The sequence below is a fragment of the Pseudomonas sp. BF-RE-22 genome, assembly GCF_019956155.1.
Lineage (GTDB): Bacteria > Pseudomonadota > Gammaproteobacteria > Pseudomonadales > Pseudomonadaceae > Aquipseudomonas > Aquipseudomonas migulae.
On sequence record NZ_JAHBDD010000014.1, the window covers coordinates 25,389 to 41,606 of the forward strand.

The window sequence follows — 16,218 nt, forward strand, 5'->3', positions numbered from 1 at the left end:
TGTCAGGCCGCCATCGCCGGCAAGCCGGCTCCTACAGGTTTTGTGTCGGGCAAAGAGTTCGCGCACGACACATGCCCGTGTATGTGTTGGCCAAAGAATCCGTGCACTTTTCTCCGGGCATAAAAAAACGGCCTACCTTTCGGTAAGCCGTTTTTAGTACTTGGTGGCTACACAGGGACTTGAACCCCGGACCCCAGCATTATGAATGCTATGCTCTAACCAACTGAGCTATGTAGCCAAGTGGCGCGCATTATTCACCGGTAATGCAGATGCGTCAAGCGTAAATCTAAAATATTTCTCTACACTTTCAACCGCTTATCCTCCAGAGCCGAAAAACCGGACCGGGGGAGGGCGTCAACCGAGCTGGAATCTCCCGGTATTGGCACTCAGGGCCTTGCTGCCCTGGCTCAAGGTGTCCGCCGCCAGGTTCACCGCCCGCGCGCCTTCGAGCAAGCGGACAGCCGCCTGATCGACCTGCTGGATGTTGCCGCTGACTTCGTCGGCAGTGGTCGCTTGCTCGTCGACCGCCGTGGCAATTTGCGCCAACGTGTCGGTGACACTCTGCACGGCACTGGCGATTTCCCCCAGTCGTTCGCCGAGGCCAGTGACTGCTTGCGCATCGGATTGCGCCTGGCCACAGGCGGCTTCCATCAGGCTCACGGCTTCGTTCACCGTGTTGCGCAGGCTGTCGACGGTACCGGCGATCTGCGCGGTGGACGATTGGGTGCGCTGCGAGAGGCTGCGCACTTCATCGGCCACCACCGCAAAGCCACGGCCCTGCTCACCGGCACGCGCGGCCTCGATCGCCGCGTTGAGCGCCAACAGGTTGGTCTGCTCGGCGACACCGCGAATGGTGTCGACCACCAACTGAATCTGCTGCCCTTGTTCGCTGACCCGTCCGAGTGCAGCCGCCGTGTCGTTCAAACGCTGGTTGAGCTGCTGGATGCTCGCCGTTGTACGCTGGCTGTCACGGCTGCTGTCGGCAGCAATGCGCTGGGTATGCTGAGCGCTGCCGGAGGCCTGTTCGCAACTCTGGGCAACCCCTTGGGAAGTGGCGGCCAATTGCGTTGCCGCTGCCGCGATCTGACTGATCTGCAACTGCTGCGCTTCAACCTCGCCCAACGCGCCGCTGGAATGGTGATTGAGCGTGCGCACCGCGTTACTCAGCTGCAAGGTTTCATGATCGACCCCCAACAGACTGTTGCGCAGTTGCACCACCGCAACGTTGAGCGCGGTGCTGATCGCCGCCAGTTCGTCGCGGCCTTCAACCGGCACTTGCAGGCTCAGATTGCCGTCGCGCAAGGCTTCGGCCAGCAGCGTGATGCCGCTGGCGCTGCGGCGGATCGAAGCCTGCAAGCAGATGAACAGGTACAGCGCGGCCAGCAGCAGGCAACCAAAGATCACGGCCACCAGAATGAACTGGCGGATCGCCGAGCCATGGTAGTAATCCAGACGCTGATCCAGCGAGACCAACGACTGCTGACGCAGCGAGGCGAGGTCGGTGAGCAGGCTGTCCAGGCTGCGTTCGAACTCCTCGGGTTTGAGTTTGATGCTGCCGCCAAACACGCCGTCATCGAGGACTTTCAGCTCGGCGTCGAGGTGTTTGAGGTTGTCATGGTACTGCCCGGCCCACGCCTGCAAGGCACTGGGCAGGCGCGCTTCCAGCAGGCCGGCGGTTTTGACAAGCTGCTCGCGGGCGTCGCCGATGCGGCTGCGCAGGTCGCGCAATTGCAGGCGGCTTTGCAGGGTGAATTGCCCGGACACCACCGACGCCTGGCCGACGCTGGCCAGACGGCCGACGCGCTCGATCAGGTCCGGCGCGTGTTGCGTCGAGATCTGCGTCAGCAGGTAGGTTTCCAGCCACGGCGCGAGGGTCAGGCGATTGTCCATGGCGATCTGCTCGCGCAGGGCCTGCAGGGCACTCAAGGCGTTAGTGAAACGGTCGTAACCGTCCGGCCACCAGCCGACGCTGCTCAGGCTTTTCGAGTCGAGGCCGTTGAGCGCGGTTTGCAGGGTTTGATAGCGGGCCAGGGTTTCGCCCTCGGCGCCTTCGGTTTGCAACGCGTTGCCAAGGTCCGTGGTGGCTTGCGCGACCGCCGGCTGAACGGCATCGAACGCCGCCATCGCGGCGAGGGTGGCCGGTGTCGGTTGGCGATTGGTCTCGGTGGCACGCCAGCGCGCGGCGCGATCACGCTGGGCGGCGAGCAGGTTATCCAGCGCATCCAGCGCGAGCAGTTGCCGAACCCCGGCACGTTCGCCGGAAATCAGGTTCAGTTTGGCGCGATAGTCCTGGCCGATCATCAGCAGGCTACCCGCCAGTGGCAGGATAAACAGCAGAAACAACAACTGAAATTTACGGGCGAAGCCGAAACGCCCCAGCAACCCGATCCCCGGAGATAAAAAAGCCTGCATGCCCCATGACTCCTCTGGACACCACGCACCAATGGCGTGCGTCGAGGTCGTTGCGACCGCGACTCGTGCCCTTTTTAAAGGCCTCGAAAGTTCACCCTCGCCAGCTCTGTAGGCCGACTCTGTAGCGAAACTTCCCATTCTCGGTGCCCTTTGTAAGGGCGCCGCGTTGAAGCGGATAACAAGGCAAGATTCAGACCATGGCGTTGCGCTATTACTTGCGGAAATTAGTTCGTTAGCTGGCTAAGGGGATGGCGCTGCTGCACTGAAAAATGGCACATTGACGCACCTGCCCGTGTGCACCCATCTGTTGTACGGAAACTCCCATGGCTATCAGCAATGCCCAGACCGGCGCGACGCCGGCATCCGCGACGTCACAAAGCAGCCCTCTGGTCATGCGCATCATCGGTGCCGTGGCGCTGGCGCATTTGATCAACGACCTGATTCAGTCGGTGCTGCCGTCGATCTACCCGATGCTCAAGGCCAACTACGGCCTGACCTTCACCCAGGTCGGCCTGATCACCCTGACCTTTCAACTGACGGCTTCGCTGTTGCAACCGTGGGTCGGTTACCACACCGATCGTCATCCCAAGCCCTGGCTGCTTCCGGCCGGTACGGTGTGTACGTTGATTGGTATTTTGATGATGTCGGTGGTCGGCAGCTTTCCGATGATCCTGCTGGCGGCAGGGCTGATCGGTATTGGTTCCTCGACCTTTCACCCGGAAGCCTCCCGTGTGGCGCGACTGGCTTCGGGCGGGCGCTTCGGTCTGGCGCAATCGACGTTCCAGGTGGGCGGTAACGCGGGTTCGGCCTTTGGCCCATTGCTGGCGGCGGCGATCATCATTCCGTTCGGCCAGGGCCATGTGGCGTGGTTCGGCTTGTTCGCGTTGTTTGCGCTGTTCGTGCTCTACCGGATCAGCCGTTGGTACGCCAATCACTTGAACCTGTTCAAGCTCAAGCAAGGTCAGGCGGCCACTCATGGCTTGTCGAAGGGCCGGGTCACGAGTGCGCTGGTGGTGCTTGGGCTGCTGGTGTTCTCCAAGTATTTCTACATGGCCAGTCTGACCAGTTACTTCACCTTTTACCTGATCGAGAAATTCGACCTCTCGGTGGCCAGTTCGCAGCTGCATTTGTTCCTGTTTCTGGGGGCGGTGGCGGCGGGGACTTTCTTCGGCGGGCCGATTGGCGACAAGATCGGACGTAAGGCGGTGATCTGGTTTTCGATCCTTGGGGTTGCGCCGTTCACCCTGATCCTGCCGCATGTTGATTTGTTCTGGACCAGCATTCTGAGCGTGGTGATTGGCTTCATCCTGGCCTCGGCATTCTCGGCCATTGTGGTTTATGCACAGGAATTGGTGCCGGGTAATGTCGGGATGATTGCCGGGGTGTTCTTCGGGCTGATGTTCGGTTTCGGCGGGATTGGCGCGGCGTTGCTGGGGCATCTGGCGGACGTGCACGGCATCGAATACGTGTACTTCCTGTGCTCGTTCCTGCCGTTGTTGGGCGTGTTGGCGATCTTCCTGCCAAGAACCAAAAAGGCCTGATCTACACATTTCTTCTGTAGGAGCCGGCTTGCTGGCGATGAACGATCACGCGGACTGGCTGGTTAACCGCGGTGTCTGGATCGTCGGAACGCCGCCCGCAGCAAGCCGGCTCCTACAGGATTGCGGTGAACGGGATTTCAGGCACAAAAAAGCCGCGTATCAAACGCGGCTTTTTCTTGGGCGGGTGTTTTTACACGTTGAAACGGAAGTGCATCACGTCGCCGTCTTTAACGATGTAGTCCTTGCCTTCCAGACGCCATTTACCGGCTTCTTTGGTGCCGGCTTCGCCCTTGTACTGGATGAAGTCGTCGTAGGCGATGACTTCGGCGCGGATGAAGCCTTTTTCGAAGTCGGTGTGGATCACGCCAGCGGCTTGCGGTGCGGTGGCACCAACGCGGACGGTCCAGGCGCGGACTTCTTCGACACCGGCGGTGAAGTAGGTCTGCAGGTGCAGCATTTCGTAGCCGGCGCGGATCACGCGGTTCAGGCCAGGCTCTTCGAGGCCAAGGGCTTCGAGGAACATGTCTTTCTCTTCGCCGTCATCCAGCTCGGCAATTTCCGCTTCGATCTTGTTGCACACCGGAACAACCACGGCGCCTTCTTCTTCGGCGATGGCGCGGACCACGTCCAGGTGCGGGTTGTTTTCGAAACCGTCTTCAGCGACGTTAGCGATGTACATGACCGGTTTGGTGGTCAGCAGGTGGAAGCCCTTGATCACCGCTTTCTCGTCGGTGCCCATGCTCTTCATCAGGCTGCGCGCTGGCTTGCCTTCGGTGAAGTGAGCGATCAGTTGCTCCAGCAGGCCTTTCTGGACCACTGCGTCCTTGTCACCGCCCTTGGCGTTGCGTGCGACTTTCTGCAGTTGCTTCTCGCAGCTGTCGAGGTCAGCGAAGATCAGTTCCAGGTCGATGATTTCGATGTCGCGTTTCGGGTCGACGCTGTTGGAGACGTGAATCACGTTCTCGTCTTCGAAGCAGCGGACCACGTGGGCGATGGCATCGGTTTCACGGATGTTGGCCAGGAACTTGTTGCCCAGGCCTTCACCTTTCGAGGCGCCGGCAACGAGGCCCGCGATGTCGACGAATTCCATGGTGGTCGGCAGGATGCGCTTTGGTTTGACGATGGCCGCCAAGGCGTCCAGACGCGGATCCGGCATCGGCACGATACCGCTGTTCGGCTCGATGGTGCAGAAGGGGAAGTTCTCGGCCGCGATCCCGGATTTGGTCAGGGCGTTGAACAGGGTGGACTTACCGACGTTAGGCAGGCCGACGATGCCGCAATTGAATCCCATGGTGTTTTCCCCGAGGAGTAGAGTCAGGCCTTCTGGCTGTGCAGGTTTTTCATCGCGCGGTTCCATTCCCCGGCGAGGATATCCGGCAGCACGCCGAGGGCAAAGTCGATGCTGGCATCGAGTTTTTCCTGTTCGGCGCGTGGCGCACGACCCAGGACGAAATTTGAAACCATACTGGCTACGCCCGGATGGCCAATGCCAAGCCGCAAGCGGTAGAAGGTATTCTGATTGCCCAGTTGCGCGATGATGTCGCGCAACCCGTTGTGACCGCCATGGCCGCCGCCCTGTTTGAGTTTGGCTACGCCCGGTGGCAGGTCGAGTTCGTCATGCGCCACGAGGATTTCTTCAGGCTTGATGCGGAAGAAACCGGCGAGTGCCGCCACGGCCTGGCCGCTGCGGTTCATGTACGTGGTGGGAATCAGCAGGCGAACATCCTGACCCTGGTGCGAATAGCGCCCGGTCAGGCCGAAATATTTGCGGTCCGCCACAAGGTTGACGCCTTGTGCGTTCGCGATGCGCTCAACAAAAAGGGCCCCTGCGTTATGCCGGGTCTGTTCGTATTCAGCGCCTGGATTTCCCAGGCCAACGATCAGTTTGATGGCAGTCACGATAGGGGCCCTTCTTTGGAGTGGTGGATAACATCGCCGCAATCCGGGTGTGCGGCGAAAGTGGACGACAAGTGCTCATTTACCATTATGTAAACTCCGCGTTCTCGCCCGCTTTCTCGCTACGTTCCAGTCCGCGATGTTACCGGGTCACTCCGGCATCACAGAGTGAATTACTCTGCAGCGCCTTCAGCAGCTTCTGGAGCAACACGTGGAGCGTGGACGTTGGCAACAGCCTTGTCATCGCCGTGTGCCAGAGCAACAAACTCAACGCCTTTAGGGGCTTTGAGGTCGGACAGGTGAATGATCGAACCGATTTCGGCGTTAGCCAGGTCGACTTCGATGAATTCAGGCAGGTCTTTTGGCAGGCAGGTCACTTCGATTTCAGCAACAACGTGCGAAATCTCGCCGCCTTTCTTCGCTGGTGCTTCTTCGTTGATGAAGTGCACTGGAACGATAGCGGTCAGCTTTTGGCCGGCAACTACGCGTACGAAGTCAGCGTGCATCACGTGGCCTTTGGCCGGGTGACGCTGCAGAGCTTTGATGATTACGTTTTGCTTGGTGCCGCCAACGTTCAGCTCGATGATGTGGCTGTAAGCCGCTTCGTTTTCGAGCAGTTTGGCAACTTCTTTAGCCAGCATGCTGATGGATTCAGGGGCTTTTTCGCCACCGTAAACTACAGCTGGTACCAGGCTTGCGAGACGACGCAGGCGGCGGCTCGCACCTTTCCCCAGGTCGGAACGCACTTCAGCATTCAGAGTAAAATCGTTCATGTTGTATCTCCAAAATAACCACATTCGCCCCAGCGTTTGCGACCAGCGCTAAAGGCGATATGGGCAAAAAAGCCCCGCCCCGACAGGAATGCCGGGGCGGGGCGCTTTTCGTCAACGAGCTGTTCGAGAAGGGCAGGGCCCTTAACGGAACATCGCGCTGATCGATTCTTCATTGCTGATGCGGCGGACCGCTTCGGCAACAACCGGCGCGATATCCAGTTGACGGATACGCGAGCAGGCTTGAGCAGCAGCGGACAACGGGATGGTGTTAGTCACCACCAGTTCGTCCAGCATGGAATTTTCAATGTTTTCGATCGCCCGACCGGACAGCACAGGGTGTGTGCAGTAGGCGAAAACCTTGGCAGCGCCATGCTCTTTCAAAGCCTTTGCCGCGTGGCACAGAGTGCCGGCGGTATCGACCATGTCATCGACCAGAATACAGGTACGCCCTTCGACATCACCGATGATATGCATCACTTCAGAGTGATTGGCTTTCTCACGGCGTTTGTCGATGATCCCGAGATCCACGCCCAGGGATTTGGCAACAGCACGTGCACGCACGACGCCGCCAATGTCCGGGGACACGATCATCAGGTTTTCGAAGCGCTGATCTTCAATGTCATCCACCAGAACGGGGGAGCCGTAGATGTTATCTACCGGAATATCGAAGAAACCCTGGATTTGGTCAGCATGCAGATCAACCGTGAGAACACGGTCGATGCCGACTACGGTAAGCATGTCAGCAACGACTTTCGCGCTGATAGCCACACGTGCGGAACGCGGACGGCGATCCTGACGGGCATAACCAAAGTAAGGAATAACAGCAGTAATACGAGTAGCCGAGGAGCGGCGGAAGGCATCAGCCATCACTACCAGTTCCATCAGGTTATCGTTGGTCGGAGCGCAAGTCGGCTGAATAATGAAGACATCTTTACCGCGGACGTTTTCATTGATCTCGGCTGTAATCTCGCCGTCGGAAAACTTACCGACAGAGATGTCACCGAGAGGGATATGCAGCTGACGTACGACACGCCGAGCCAGATCGGGGTTAGCATTCCCCGTAAAGACCATCATCTTGGACACGCGCAGTACCTAGAGGCTGAGGGTAACCTGGATGAGTATAGAAAATGGCAGGGGCGGCTGGATTCGAACCAACGCATGGCAGGATCAAAACCTGCTGCCTTACCGCTTGGCGACGCCCCTGTATCTGTTGCAACGATTACCCAGTAATCGGTTCCTTTAGAGCAGACTTTGCAGCTTGCGATGCAACATCGAAACGTTGCTTCCCTTTGCTACAAACCCTGTAAGGGTCTCTGTAAGAAGGGCCGAGACTTTATCAGCTTCAGCTTTGCTTGGGAAGCCCCCAAACACACAACTTCCAGTTCCGGTGAGTTTTGCTTCGGTAAAATTACCTAACAAATTCAATGCGTTACGTACATCTGGATAACGCCTTGCTACCACCGGTAAGCAGTCATTTCGACTGTTTCCCTTGGGAACGGGGCGCACTTTAATGGGAGAAGAGTTACGTGTCAACAACGGATCTGAAAAAATTTCTGCTGTACTTACAGATACTTGCGGCACAAGCACGAGATACCACGGTTCTTCGGGGTCTACAGGGGTGAGTTTCTCTCCCACACCCTCGGCGAAAGCCGCGTGGCCACGCACGAAAACCGGGACGTCGGCGCCCAGCGTCAAGCCCAGTGCGGCCAGTCGATCCTCATCCCAACCCAGTTGCCAGAGGTGATTGAGCCCGAGCAAAGTCGTCGCGGCATTTGAACTGCCGCCACCGATGCCGCCGCCCATTGGCAGGATTTTTTCGATCCAGATGTCGATGCCGAGCGAACAACCGGATTGCTCCTGAAGTTTTTTTGCCGCTCGAACAATCAGATTGCTGTCGTGCGGTACGCCATCGAATTCAGTGTGCAGTTGAATCACACCGTCGTCGCGCACGGCGAAAGTGATTTCATCGCCGTAGTCGAGAAACTGAAAAATCGTCTGCAACTCGTGGTAACCGTCTTCACGGCGACCGAGGATGTGCAGCATCAGATTGAGTTTGGCCGGGGAGGGCAGCGTCAAGCGTGGGGTCGTCATGTTCATTGCCCCAGTTTGCGCGGTTGCCATTCCTTGATCACCAGCGTGACATCAAGGTCGGTGCCATGCAGTTTGATCCGCTCGGGCAGCCAAAAGCCGTTTTGCTCGGCGTAACTCAGGTATTCGACTTGCCAGCCATCCTGTTCCAGATTGGCCAGGCGGCTATCGGTGTCCAGGGTCAGGCGGCTCTTGCTGTCCGGCGCCGGGAGTCCGCGGACCCACCACGCCAGATGGGACACCGGCAACTTCCAGCCGAGCTGTTCTTCGAGCAGCACTTCCGGCGTAGGCGCTTCATAGCGCCCCTGATTGGCGACTTCCAGCGAAACCTTTCCGGGGTGTCCGGTCAGGCGTGCGGCGCCGCGACCCAGGGGGCCCGAAAGGCGAATGTCGTAATAGGACTGGCGCTGCAACCAGAACAGCGTGCCGCTGCCCGAGTCTTTTGGCGCGCGAATGCCGATCTTGCCGTTGATCTGCCAGCCGTCGAGGCCGGTCAGTTGTTCTTTGTGAACGCGCCACAGGCCGGCGTCGCCCTGACCCTGTACCGATTCGCGGGCACCGAAGCCCGCGCAACCGGCGAGCAGGGCGATGAAACTGAAAACGATGAAGTGGCGCAAAAACATAAGCTTAAAGAGTCTCTGATCCGGTCAGGCGCTTGATGGTGCCGCGCAGGATTGGGCTGTCGGGTTGTTCCTTGAGGAACTTGCCCCAGATTTGTTTGGCTTCGCGTTGTTTGCCATTGGCCCACAGGACTTCGCCGAGGTGAGCGGCCACTTCCTGGTCGGGAAAACGATCCAGTGCCTTGCGCAGCAGTTTTTCCGCTTCGTCGAGATTGCCCATGCGGAAATTCACCCAGCCGAGGCTGTCGAGTACCGCCGGGTCTTCCGGATTGATCTGGTGCGCCTGTTCGATCAGGGCCTTGGCTTCGGCATAACGCGTCGTGCGGTCGGACAAGGTGTAGCCGAGGGCGTTCAGTGCCATGGCGTTGTCCGGGTCGCGCTTGATGATCAGCCGCAGGTCTTTTTCCATCTGCGCCAGGTCATTGCGTTTTTCCGCCTGCATGGCGCGGGTGTACAGCAGATTCAGATCGTCCGGGTATTGCTGCAAGGCTTTATGCAGAACATTCCAGGCCTTGTCCCCCTGTTTATTGGCGGACAGGGTTTCGGCTTCGATCAGATACAGCTGAATCGCGTAATCGGGTTGTTCGTCACGCTCGGCCGCCAGGCGGCTTTGCGCTTCGGCGGTCTTGCCGTTGTTCATCAGGATATCGGCCTGACGCAACTGTGCCGGCAGGTAGTCGTTGCCCGGGCCGACCTTGGCGTATTCGATCAGGGCGCCCTGGGGATCGTTGCGCTCTTCAGCGATACGGCCGAGGTTCAGGTGTGCCGAGTCGACATGGCTTTCTCGGGCGATCAGGTCTTCCAGGTAGCCCTTGGCCTCGTCCCAGGCCTTGGCTTCCAGGCATACCAGCGCCAGGGAGTAACGCAATTCGTCGTCTTCGGGGTACTGCTGAACCAGGCTCGAAAACTCGACTTTGGCGTCGTCCATCCGGTCCTGTTCGACCAGCATGCGGGCATACGTCAGGCGCAGGCGTTTGTCGTCCGGGTATTTCTTGATGCTTTTTTGCAGCAGCGGCAACGCTTCATCACCACGATTGAGCGTTTGCAGCAGGCGTGCGCGCAGCAGAATCGGGGCTATTTCGCCGTCATCCGGCGGGTTGTCTTCCAGCAGCGTCAGTGCACCTTTGCTGTCGCCGTCCTGTTGCATCAACAAGGCCTTGCCGAAAATCAGCTGGCTGTTGTTGGGATGACGCTGCAACAAACGGTCAAAACTTTTCATCAGGCCGTTGCGGGTTTCCTGATCGGTATCGGCCGCAGACAGGGCCAGGAAATCGAAATGCGTGTCGCCCTTGCCTTGAAGGACTTTCTCCATATAGGCCATGGAGTCGTCATAACGCCCGGCGCGCGCCAGTTGCACGGCCGCGGCCCGTTGCGCCTCGAGGTCGTCCGGGGCGTTTTTCGCCCAGATCAGCGCGGTATCCAGGGCGGCCTGATCGGCGCCCAGGTACTCGGCGATGCGAAACGCGCGTTCGGAGATGCCCGGATCCTGGGTGTTGATGGCCTGGGTCACGTAGTTGTCCAGCGCAATGTCGAAACGATTGCGTTGGCCAGCCAGTTCGGCGCTCAACAGGCTGAAGATGGTTTCTTCGCTGAACGAGCTGTAGACCTTGGGCTTTTCAGGGGCCGGAGTGCTGTCTTCGACCGGCGACGTACCGTCCGACGAAACGGGTGCCAAGGCCTGGCAGCCGCTGAGGAAGACAAAAGCGAGGAGCAACGCGGAAGATCTATTCATATAGGAAGAGGACGACTAACCTGCGGTCAGATCATCATGACACAAGCCTTCGGCCAAACATAACCGGCCGGGCATTTTCCCTGAAGCACGCGACAAACCCCTGTAGGAGCCGGCTTGCTGCGGGCGGCGTTCCGACGATGGACTTGCAGGCGCCGCATCCTTTCCAGGAATAAATGCGCCATCGTTCACGACCATCGCCAGCAAGCCGGCTCCTACAAAGGTTGCGTGGAAGTCGGGTAAACGAGAACCGCTCGCAAAGTCGGGCATCGGCTACCAGGTCAATAGAGATCGAGTAGTTGTTCTGAATCTGTCGAAGTAGGACAATTGCCGGCTTCACGTCACCATCAGCGACCTTGAATGGCCTTCCTTGCACTCGGTATTAACCACAAGACTGCTTCAGTAGACGTCCGCGAGCGCGTGGCCTTTACCCCTGAGCAGCTGGTGGAGGCCTTGCAGCAGCTCTGCCGACTCACCGACAGCCGCGAAGCTGCGATCCTCTCCACCTGCAATCGCAGTGAACTCTATATAGAACAGGATCACCTTTCGGCGGACATCGTGCTGCGCTGGCTGGCCGATTATCACCATCTGAGCCTCGACGAGCTGCGCGCGAGCGCTTATGTGCACGAAGATGATGCGGCAGTTCGTCACATGATGCGGGTCGCCTCCGGGCTCGATTCGCTGGTGCTGGGCGAACCGCAGATCCTCGGCCAGATGAAATCCTGCTACGCCGTGGCCCGCGAGGCCGGCACCATCGGTCCGCTGCTCGGGCGTTTGTTCCAGGCCACGTTCAATGCGGCCAAACAAGTGCGCACCGACACCGCCATCGGCGAAAACCCGGTGTCCGTGGCGTTTGCCGCAGTCAGCCTGGCGAAACAGATTTTCAGCGACCTGCAACGCAGCCAGGCCTTGCTGATCGGTGCCGGCGAGACCATCACCCTGGTCGCCCGCCATCTGCACGAACTGGGGGTAAAACGCATCGTCGTCGCCAACCGCACCCTGGAGCGCGCAAGCATTCTGGCCGAGCAGTTTGGCGCCCATGCCGTGTTGCTCTCGGACATTCCGGCCGAACTGGTGCGTAGCGACATCGTCATCAGTTCCACCGCCAGCCAGTTGCCGATCCTCGGTAAAGGCGCGGTGGAAAGTGCCTTGAAACTGCGCAAGCACAAACCGATCTTCATGGTGGACATCGCCGTACCGCGCGATATCGAGCCTGAAGTCGGCGAGTTGGACGACGTTTACCTTTATAGCGTCGACGATCTCCACGAAGTGGTCGCCGAAAACCTCAAGAGCCGTCAAGGCGCTGCGCAAGCGGCGGAAGAGATGGTTTCGGTCGGTGCCGAAGATTTCATGATCCGTCTGCGTGAACTGGCAGCGGTGGATGTACTCAAGGCCTATCGCCAACAAAGCGAGCGCCTGCGTGACGAAGAATTGCAGAAGGCCCAACGCATGCTGGCCAACGGCAGCAGCGCCGAAGACGTGCTGGTGCAACTGGCGCGTGGCTTGACCAACAAACTCTTGCACGCCCCGAGCGTGCAGTTGAAAAAGCTCTCAGCCGAAGGTCGCCTCGACGCACTGGCCATGGCCCAGGAACTCTTTGCCCTCGGTGAGGGCTCATCGGATAGCTTTTCGGATAAAAAACCGCAATGAAAGCGTCACTGCTCAATAAGCTGGACATCCTCCAGGACCGTTTCGAGGAATTGACCGCCTTGCTTGGCGACGGCGAGGTCATTTCCGACCAGACCAAATTCCGCGCCTATTCCAAGGAATACGCGGAAGTCGAGCCGATTGTCGACGCCTATAAACAGTTGCTCAAAGTACAGAGCGACCTCGAAGGCGCCCAGGCACTGCTCAAGGACAACGACCCGGACATGCGTGAAATGGCCGTGGAAGAAGTCCGCGAAGCCAAAGAGCAATTGATCGAGATCGAAGCCAGCCTGCAACGCATGCTGCTGCCCAAGGACCCGAACGACGGGCGCAACGTATTCCTTGAAATCCGCGCCGGCACCGGCGGTGACGAGGCGGCGATCTTCTCCGGCGACCTGTTCCGCATGTATTCGCGTTACGCCGAGCGTCGCGGCTGGCGTGTGGAAATCCTCTCGGAAAACGAGGGCGAACATGGCGGCTATAAAGAAGTCATCGCCCGCGTCGAAGGCGACAACGTCTACGGCAAGCTGAAATTCGAATCCGGCGCGCACCGTGTGCAACGGGTTCCGGCCACTGAATCCCAGGGGCGTATCCACACTTCGGCGTGCACCGTGGCCGTATTGCCCGAGCCGGACGAGCAGGAAGCAATCGAGATCAATCCGGCGGACCTGCGGATTGATACCTACCGTTCTTCCGGTGCCGGTGGCCAGCACGTCAACAAGACGGACTCGGCGATCCGCATCACGCACTTGCCGTCCGGTATCGTCGTCGAGTGCCAGGAAGAACGTTCCCAGCACAAGAACCGCGCCCGGGCGATGTCCTGGCTGTCGGCCAAGCTCAATGATCAGCAGACCAGCGCAGCGGCGAATGCCATCGCCAGCGAGCGTAAGTTGCTGGTCGGTTCGGGTGATCGCTCCGAGCGCATCCGCACCTACAACTTTGCCCAGGGCCGGGTCACCGACCACCGGGTCAACCTGACGCTGTATTCCCTCGACGAAATTCTCGCGGGCGGTGTCGATGCGGTGATCGAACCGTTGCTGGCCGAATACCAGGCCGACCAATTGGCAGCGATAGGTGACTAAATGACGATCATTGCCAGTTTGTTGCGCGCCGCTGATTTACCCGACTCGCCGACGGCGCGTCTGGATGCCGAATTGCTGCTGGCGGCGGCGTTGGGCAAGTCCCGCAGTTTTCTGCACACCTGGCCGGAGCGCATCGTTCCAAGCGACGCCGCGCTGAAGTTTGCCGAGTACCTGCAACGCCGTCGTGGCGGTGAGCCGGTGGCTTACATTCTGGGCCAGCAAGGTTTCTGGAAGCTGGATCTGGAAGTTGCGCCACACACCTTGATCCCGCGCCCGGACACCGAATTGCTGGTGGAAGCCGCGCTGGAATTGTTGCCCGCCACCCCCGCCAAGGTCCTCGATCTCGGCACCGGCAGCGGCGCCATTGCGTTGGCCCTGGCCAGCGAGCGTCTGGCGTGGAGCGTCACCGCTGTGGATCGTGTACTCGAAGCCGTGGCTTTGGCCGAGCGCAATCGTCAGCGTTTGCACCTGAACAACGCCACCGTGCTGAGCAGTCATTGGTTCAGCGCCCTGGAAGGTCAGCGTTTTCAACTGATCATCAGCAACCCGCCGTACATTGCATCCGCCGATCCGCATCTGGTGGAAGGTGATGTGCGCTTCGAACCGGCCAGTGCCTTGGTGGCTGGAGTCGACGGGCTCGACGATCTGCGTTTGATCGTCGCCCAGGCCCCGGATTATCTGGAAGCGGGCGGCTGGCTGATGCTCGAACACGGTTATGATCAAGCCGAAGCCGTGCGCGATTTGTTGCAGACACGCGGCTTTGAAGAAGTCCACAGCCGCACCGATCTGGGCGGTCACCAACGGATCAGCCTGGGGCGCCTGCCGTGCTGAATGATCAGGAATTGTTGCGTTACAGTCGGCAGATTCTGTTGCAGCACGTCGACATCGACGGCCAGTTGCGATTGAAAGAAAGCCGCGTGTTGATCGTCGGTCTAGGCGGCCTCGGTTCGCCGGTTGCGCTGTATCTCGCCGCCGCGGGTATCGGTGAGCTGCATCTGGCGGACTTCGACACCGTCGACCTGACCAACCTGCAACGCCAGATCATTCACGACACCGACAGCGTCGGCCAGACCAAGGTCGATTCGGCGATCCGCCGCCTGAGCGCGATCAACCCCGAGATCAAGCTGGTCGCCCATCGTGCCGCGCTGGACGAAGATTCCCTGGCCGCTGTGGTGGCCACAGTGGATCTGGTCCTCGACTGTTCCGACAATTTTTCCACCCGCGAAGCGGTCAACGCTGCGTGCGTGGCGGCCGGCAAGCCGCTGGTCAGCGGCGCGGCGATTCGTCTTGAAGGGCAATTGTCGGTGTTCGACCCGCGCCGTCCGGACAGTCCGTGCTACCACTGCTTATACGGGCACGGCAGCGAAGCTGAATTGACGTGCAGTGAAGCGGGCGTCGTCGGTCCTTTGGTGGGACTGGTCGGCAGCCTTCAGGCACTGGAAGCCATGAAACTGTTGGCCGGTTTCGGCGAACCGCTAGTAGGGCGCCTGTTGTTGATCGATGCCTTGGGTTCGCGCTTCCGTGAATTGCGCGTCAAGCGCGATCCGGGCTGCAGCGTCTGTGGGCCGAAACATGCGTGAAGCGCCCATTGGCGTGTTCGACTCCGGGGTCGGTGGGCTGTCGGTGCTGGCCGAGGTCCAGCGTTTGCTGCCCAACGAGTCTCTGCTGTACGTCGCCGATTGCGGCAATATTCCTTACGGCGAGAAAACCCCGGAATTCATTCGCCATCGTTGCAGCGTGATGGCCGAATTTTTTCAGCAGCAAGGCGCCAAGGCCCTGGTGCTGGCCTGCAACACGGCGACGGTGGCCGGTGTTGCCGATTTGCGGCGCGACTTCCCCGAGTGGCCCATCGTCGGCATGGAGCCTGCGGTCAAACCGGCCGCCGCCGCGACCCGCAGCGGCGTGGTCGGTGTCCTCGCCACCACGGGCACCTTGCAGAGCGCCAAGTTCGCTGCGTTGCTCGACCGTTTCGCCACCGATGTGCAGGTGATCACTCAGCCGTGCCCGGGGCTGGTGGAGCTGATTGAAAACGGCGATCTGCACAGTCCCGCCCTGCGTGAGTTGCTGGCCCGCTATGTCGGGCCGCTGCTCGCCGCAGGCTGCGACACGATTATTCTCGGCTGCACGCATTACCCCTTCCTAAAGCCGTTGCTTAAGCAGATGATCCCCGAGGACATCAGCCTGATCGATACCGGCGCCGCCGTCGCGCGACAACTTCAGCGGCTGTTGGCCGAGCGTGAATTGCTGGCTGAAGGTCCAGTTCGCGCAGCGCAATTCTGGACGAGTGCCGATCCGGAACATTTCAGAAATATCTTGCCGATACTGTGGAATACCGCTGGCGTTGTGCAAAGCTTCAATAGGTAGTTTGGGGAAACGGGTAATTGGGGTGAACTTCTGATTAAACGTCGGCTTCTATTGCGGTAAGCAACA

The 16,218-nt window shown here is 59.5% G+C and carries 14 protein-coding genes and 2 tRNA genes; 6 read left to right on the forward strand and 10 right to left on the reverse strand.

The window, feature by feature from the left end; translation table 11 throughout:
* Positions 1-161: 161 nt before the first annotated feature.
* Positions 162-238: transfer RNA gene (locus KGA82_RS09860), tRNA-Met, on the reverse strand.
* 116 nt (positions 239-354) lie between these two features.
* Positions 355-2,550, reverse strand: a complete 2,196-nt coding sequence (locus tag KGA82_RS09865; RefSeq protein ID WP_411737658.1) for a methyl-accepting chemotaxis protein — start codon at positions 2,548-2,550, stop codon at positions 355-357.
* A 185-nt stretch (positions 2,551-2,735) separates the two neighbouring features.
* Here KGA82_RS09865 and KGA82_RS09870 point away from each other — a divergent pair, with 185 nt between their 5' ends.
* On the forward strand, positions 2,736-3,953 hold the full coding sequence (locus KGA82_RS09870; protein WP_008037203.1) for an MFS transporter: 1,218 nt from the start codon (positions 2,736-2,738) through the stop codon (positions 3,951-3,953).
* A gap of 190 nt (positions 3,954-4,143) precedes the next feature.
* Here KGA82_RS09870 and ychF read toward each other — a convergent pair whose 3' ends face one another.
* The 8 genes from ychF to KGA82_RS09910 form a co-directional block, all read right to left on the reverse strand.
* On the reverse strand, positions 4,144-5,244 hold the full coding sequence (gene ychF, locus KGA82_RS09875) for a redox-regulated ATPase YchF (RefSeq protein ID WP_207286086.1): 1,101 nt from the start codon (positions 5,242-5,244) through the stop codon (positions 4,144-4,146).
* A 23-nt stretch (positions 5,245-5,267) separates the two neighbouring features.
* Positions 5,268-5,852: an aminoacyl-tRNA hydrolase gene (pth, locus tag KGA82_RS09880; RefSeq protein WP_008037207.1), complete on the reverse strand. Its 585-nt coding sequence runs from the start codon at positions 5,850-5,852 to the stop codon at positions 5,268-5,270.
* Between the two features lie 170 nt (positions 5,853-6,022).
* Positions 6,023-6,622, reverse strand: a complete 600-nt coding sequence (locus KGA82_RS09885) for a 50S ribosomal protein L25/general stress protein Ctc (protein WP_008025849.1) — start codon at positions 6,620-6,622, stop codon at positions 6,023-6,025.
* Between the two features lie 141 nt (positions 6,623-6,763).
* A complete protein-coding gene (locus KGA82_RS09890) occupies positions 6,764-7,705 on the reverse strand; it encodes a ribose-phosphate pyrophosphokinase (RefSeq protein WP_003208392.1) in 942 nt (313 codons plus the stop codon).
* A gap of 45 nt (positions 7,706-7,750) precedes the next feature.
* Positions 7,751-7,825 (reverse strand) — tRNA-Gln (locus KGA82_RS09895).
* Between the two features lie 36 nt (positions 7,826-7,861).
* Positions 7,862-8,713, reverse strand: a complete 852-nt coding sequence (gene ispE / locus KGA82_RS09900; protein WP_032828609.1) for a 4-(cytidine 5'-diphospho)-2-C-methyl-D-erythritol kinase — start codon at positions 8,711-8,713, stop codon at positions 7,862-7,864.
* A gap of 2 nt (positions 8,714-8,715) precedes the next feature.
* Positions 8,716-9,333: a lipoprotein insertase outer membrane protein LolB gene (lolB, locus tag KGA82_RS09905; RefSeq protein ID WP_008025852.1), complete on the reverse strand. Its 618-nt coding sequence runs from the start codon at positions 9,331-9,333 to the stop codon at positions 8,716-8,718.
* Between the two features lie 4 nt (positions 9,334-9,337).
* The gene (locus KGA82_RS09910; protein ID WP_008025853.1) at positions 9,338-11,062 is read right to left on the reverse strand and encodes a tetratricopeptide repeat protein; all 1,725 of its coding nucleotides are present in this window, start codon (positions 11,060-11,062) and stop codon (positions 9,338-9,340) included.
* Between the two features lie 357 nt (positions 11,063-11,419).
* On the opposite strand from KGA82_RS09910, the gene hemA reads away from it, so the two are divergent.
* From hemA to murI, 5 genes are read left to right on the forward strand one after another with little or no spacing between them, the layout of a single operon-like run.
* Complete coding sequence (gene hemA, locus KGA82_RS09915; protein ID WP_008025854.1) at positions 11,420-12,709, forward strand: glutamyl-tRNA reductase; 1,290 nt, start codon at positions 11,420-11,422, stop codon at positions 12,707-12,709.
* Complete coding sequence (gene prfA, locus KGA82_RS09920; RefSeq protein WP_008025856.1) at positions 12,706-13,788, forward strand: peptide chain release factor 1; 1,083 nt, start codon at positions 12,706-12,708, stop codon at positions 13,786-13,788. The genes hemA and prfA overlap by 4 nt, the downstream gene beginning before the upstream one ends.
* Positions 13,789-14,619, forward strand: a complete 831-nt coding sequence (gene prmC, locus KGA82_RS09925; RefSeq protein ID WP_223450254.1) for a peptide chain release factor N(5)-glutamine methyltransferase — start codon at positions 13,789-13,791, stop codon at positions 14,617-14,619.
* Complete coding sequence (locus KGA82_RS09930; protein ID WP_223450255.1) at positions 14,613-15,368, forward strand: molybdopterin-synthase adenylyltransferase MoeB; 756 nt, start codon at positions 14,613-14,615, stop codon at positions 15,366-15,368. Before prmC ends, KGA82_RS09930 begins: the two co-directional genes overlap by 7 nt.
* Positions 15,361-16,152, forward strand: coding sequence for a glutamate racemase (murI, locus tag KGA82_RS09935; protein WP_008037212.1), 792 nt, complete (start codon positions 15,361-15,363; stop codon positions 16,150-16,152). Before KGA82_RS09930 ends, murI begins: the two co-directional genes overlap by 8 nt.
* Positions 16,153-16,218 lie beyond the last annotated feature (66 nt).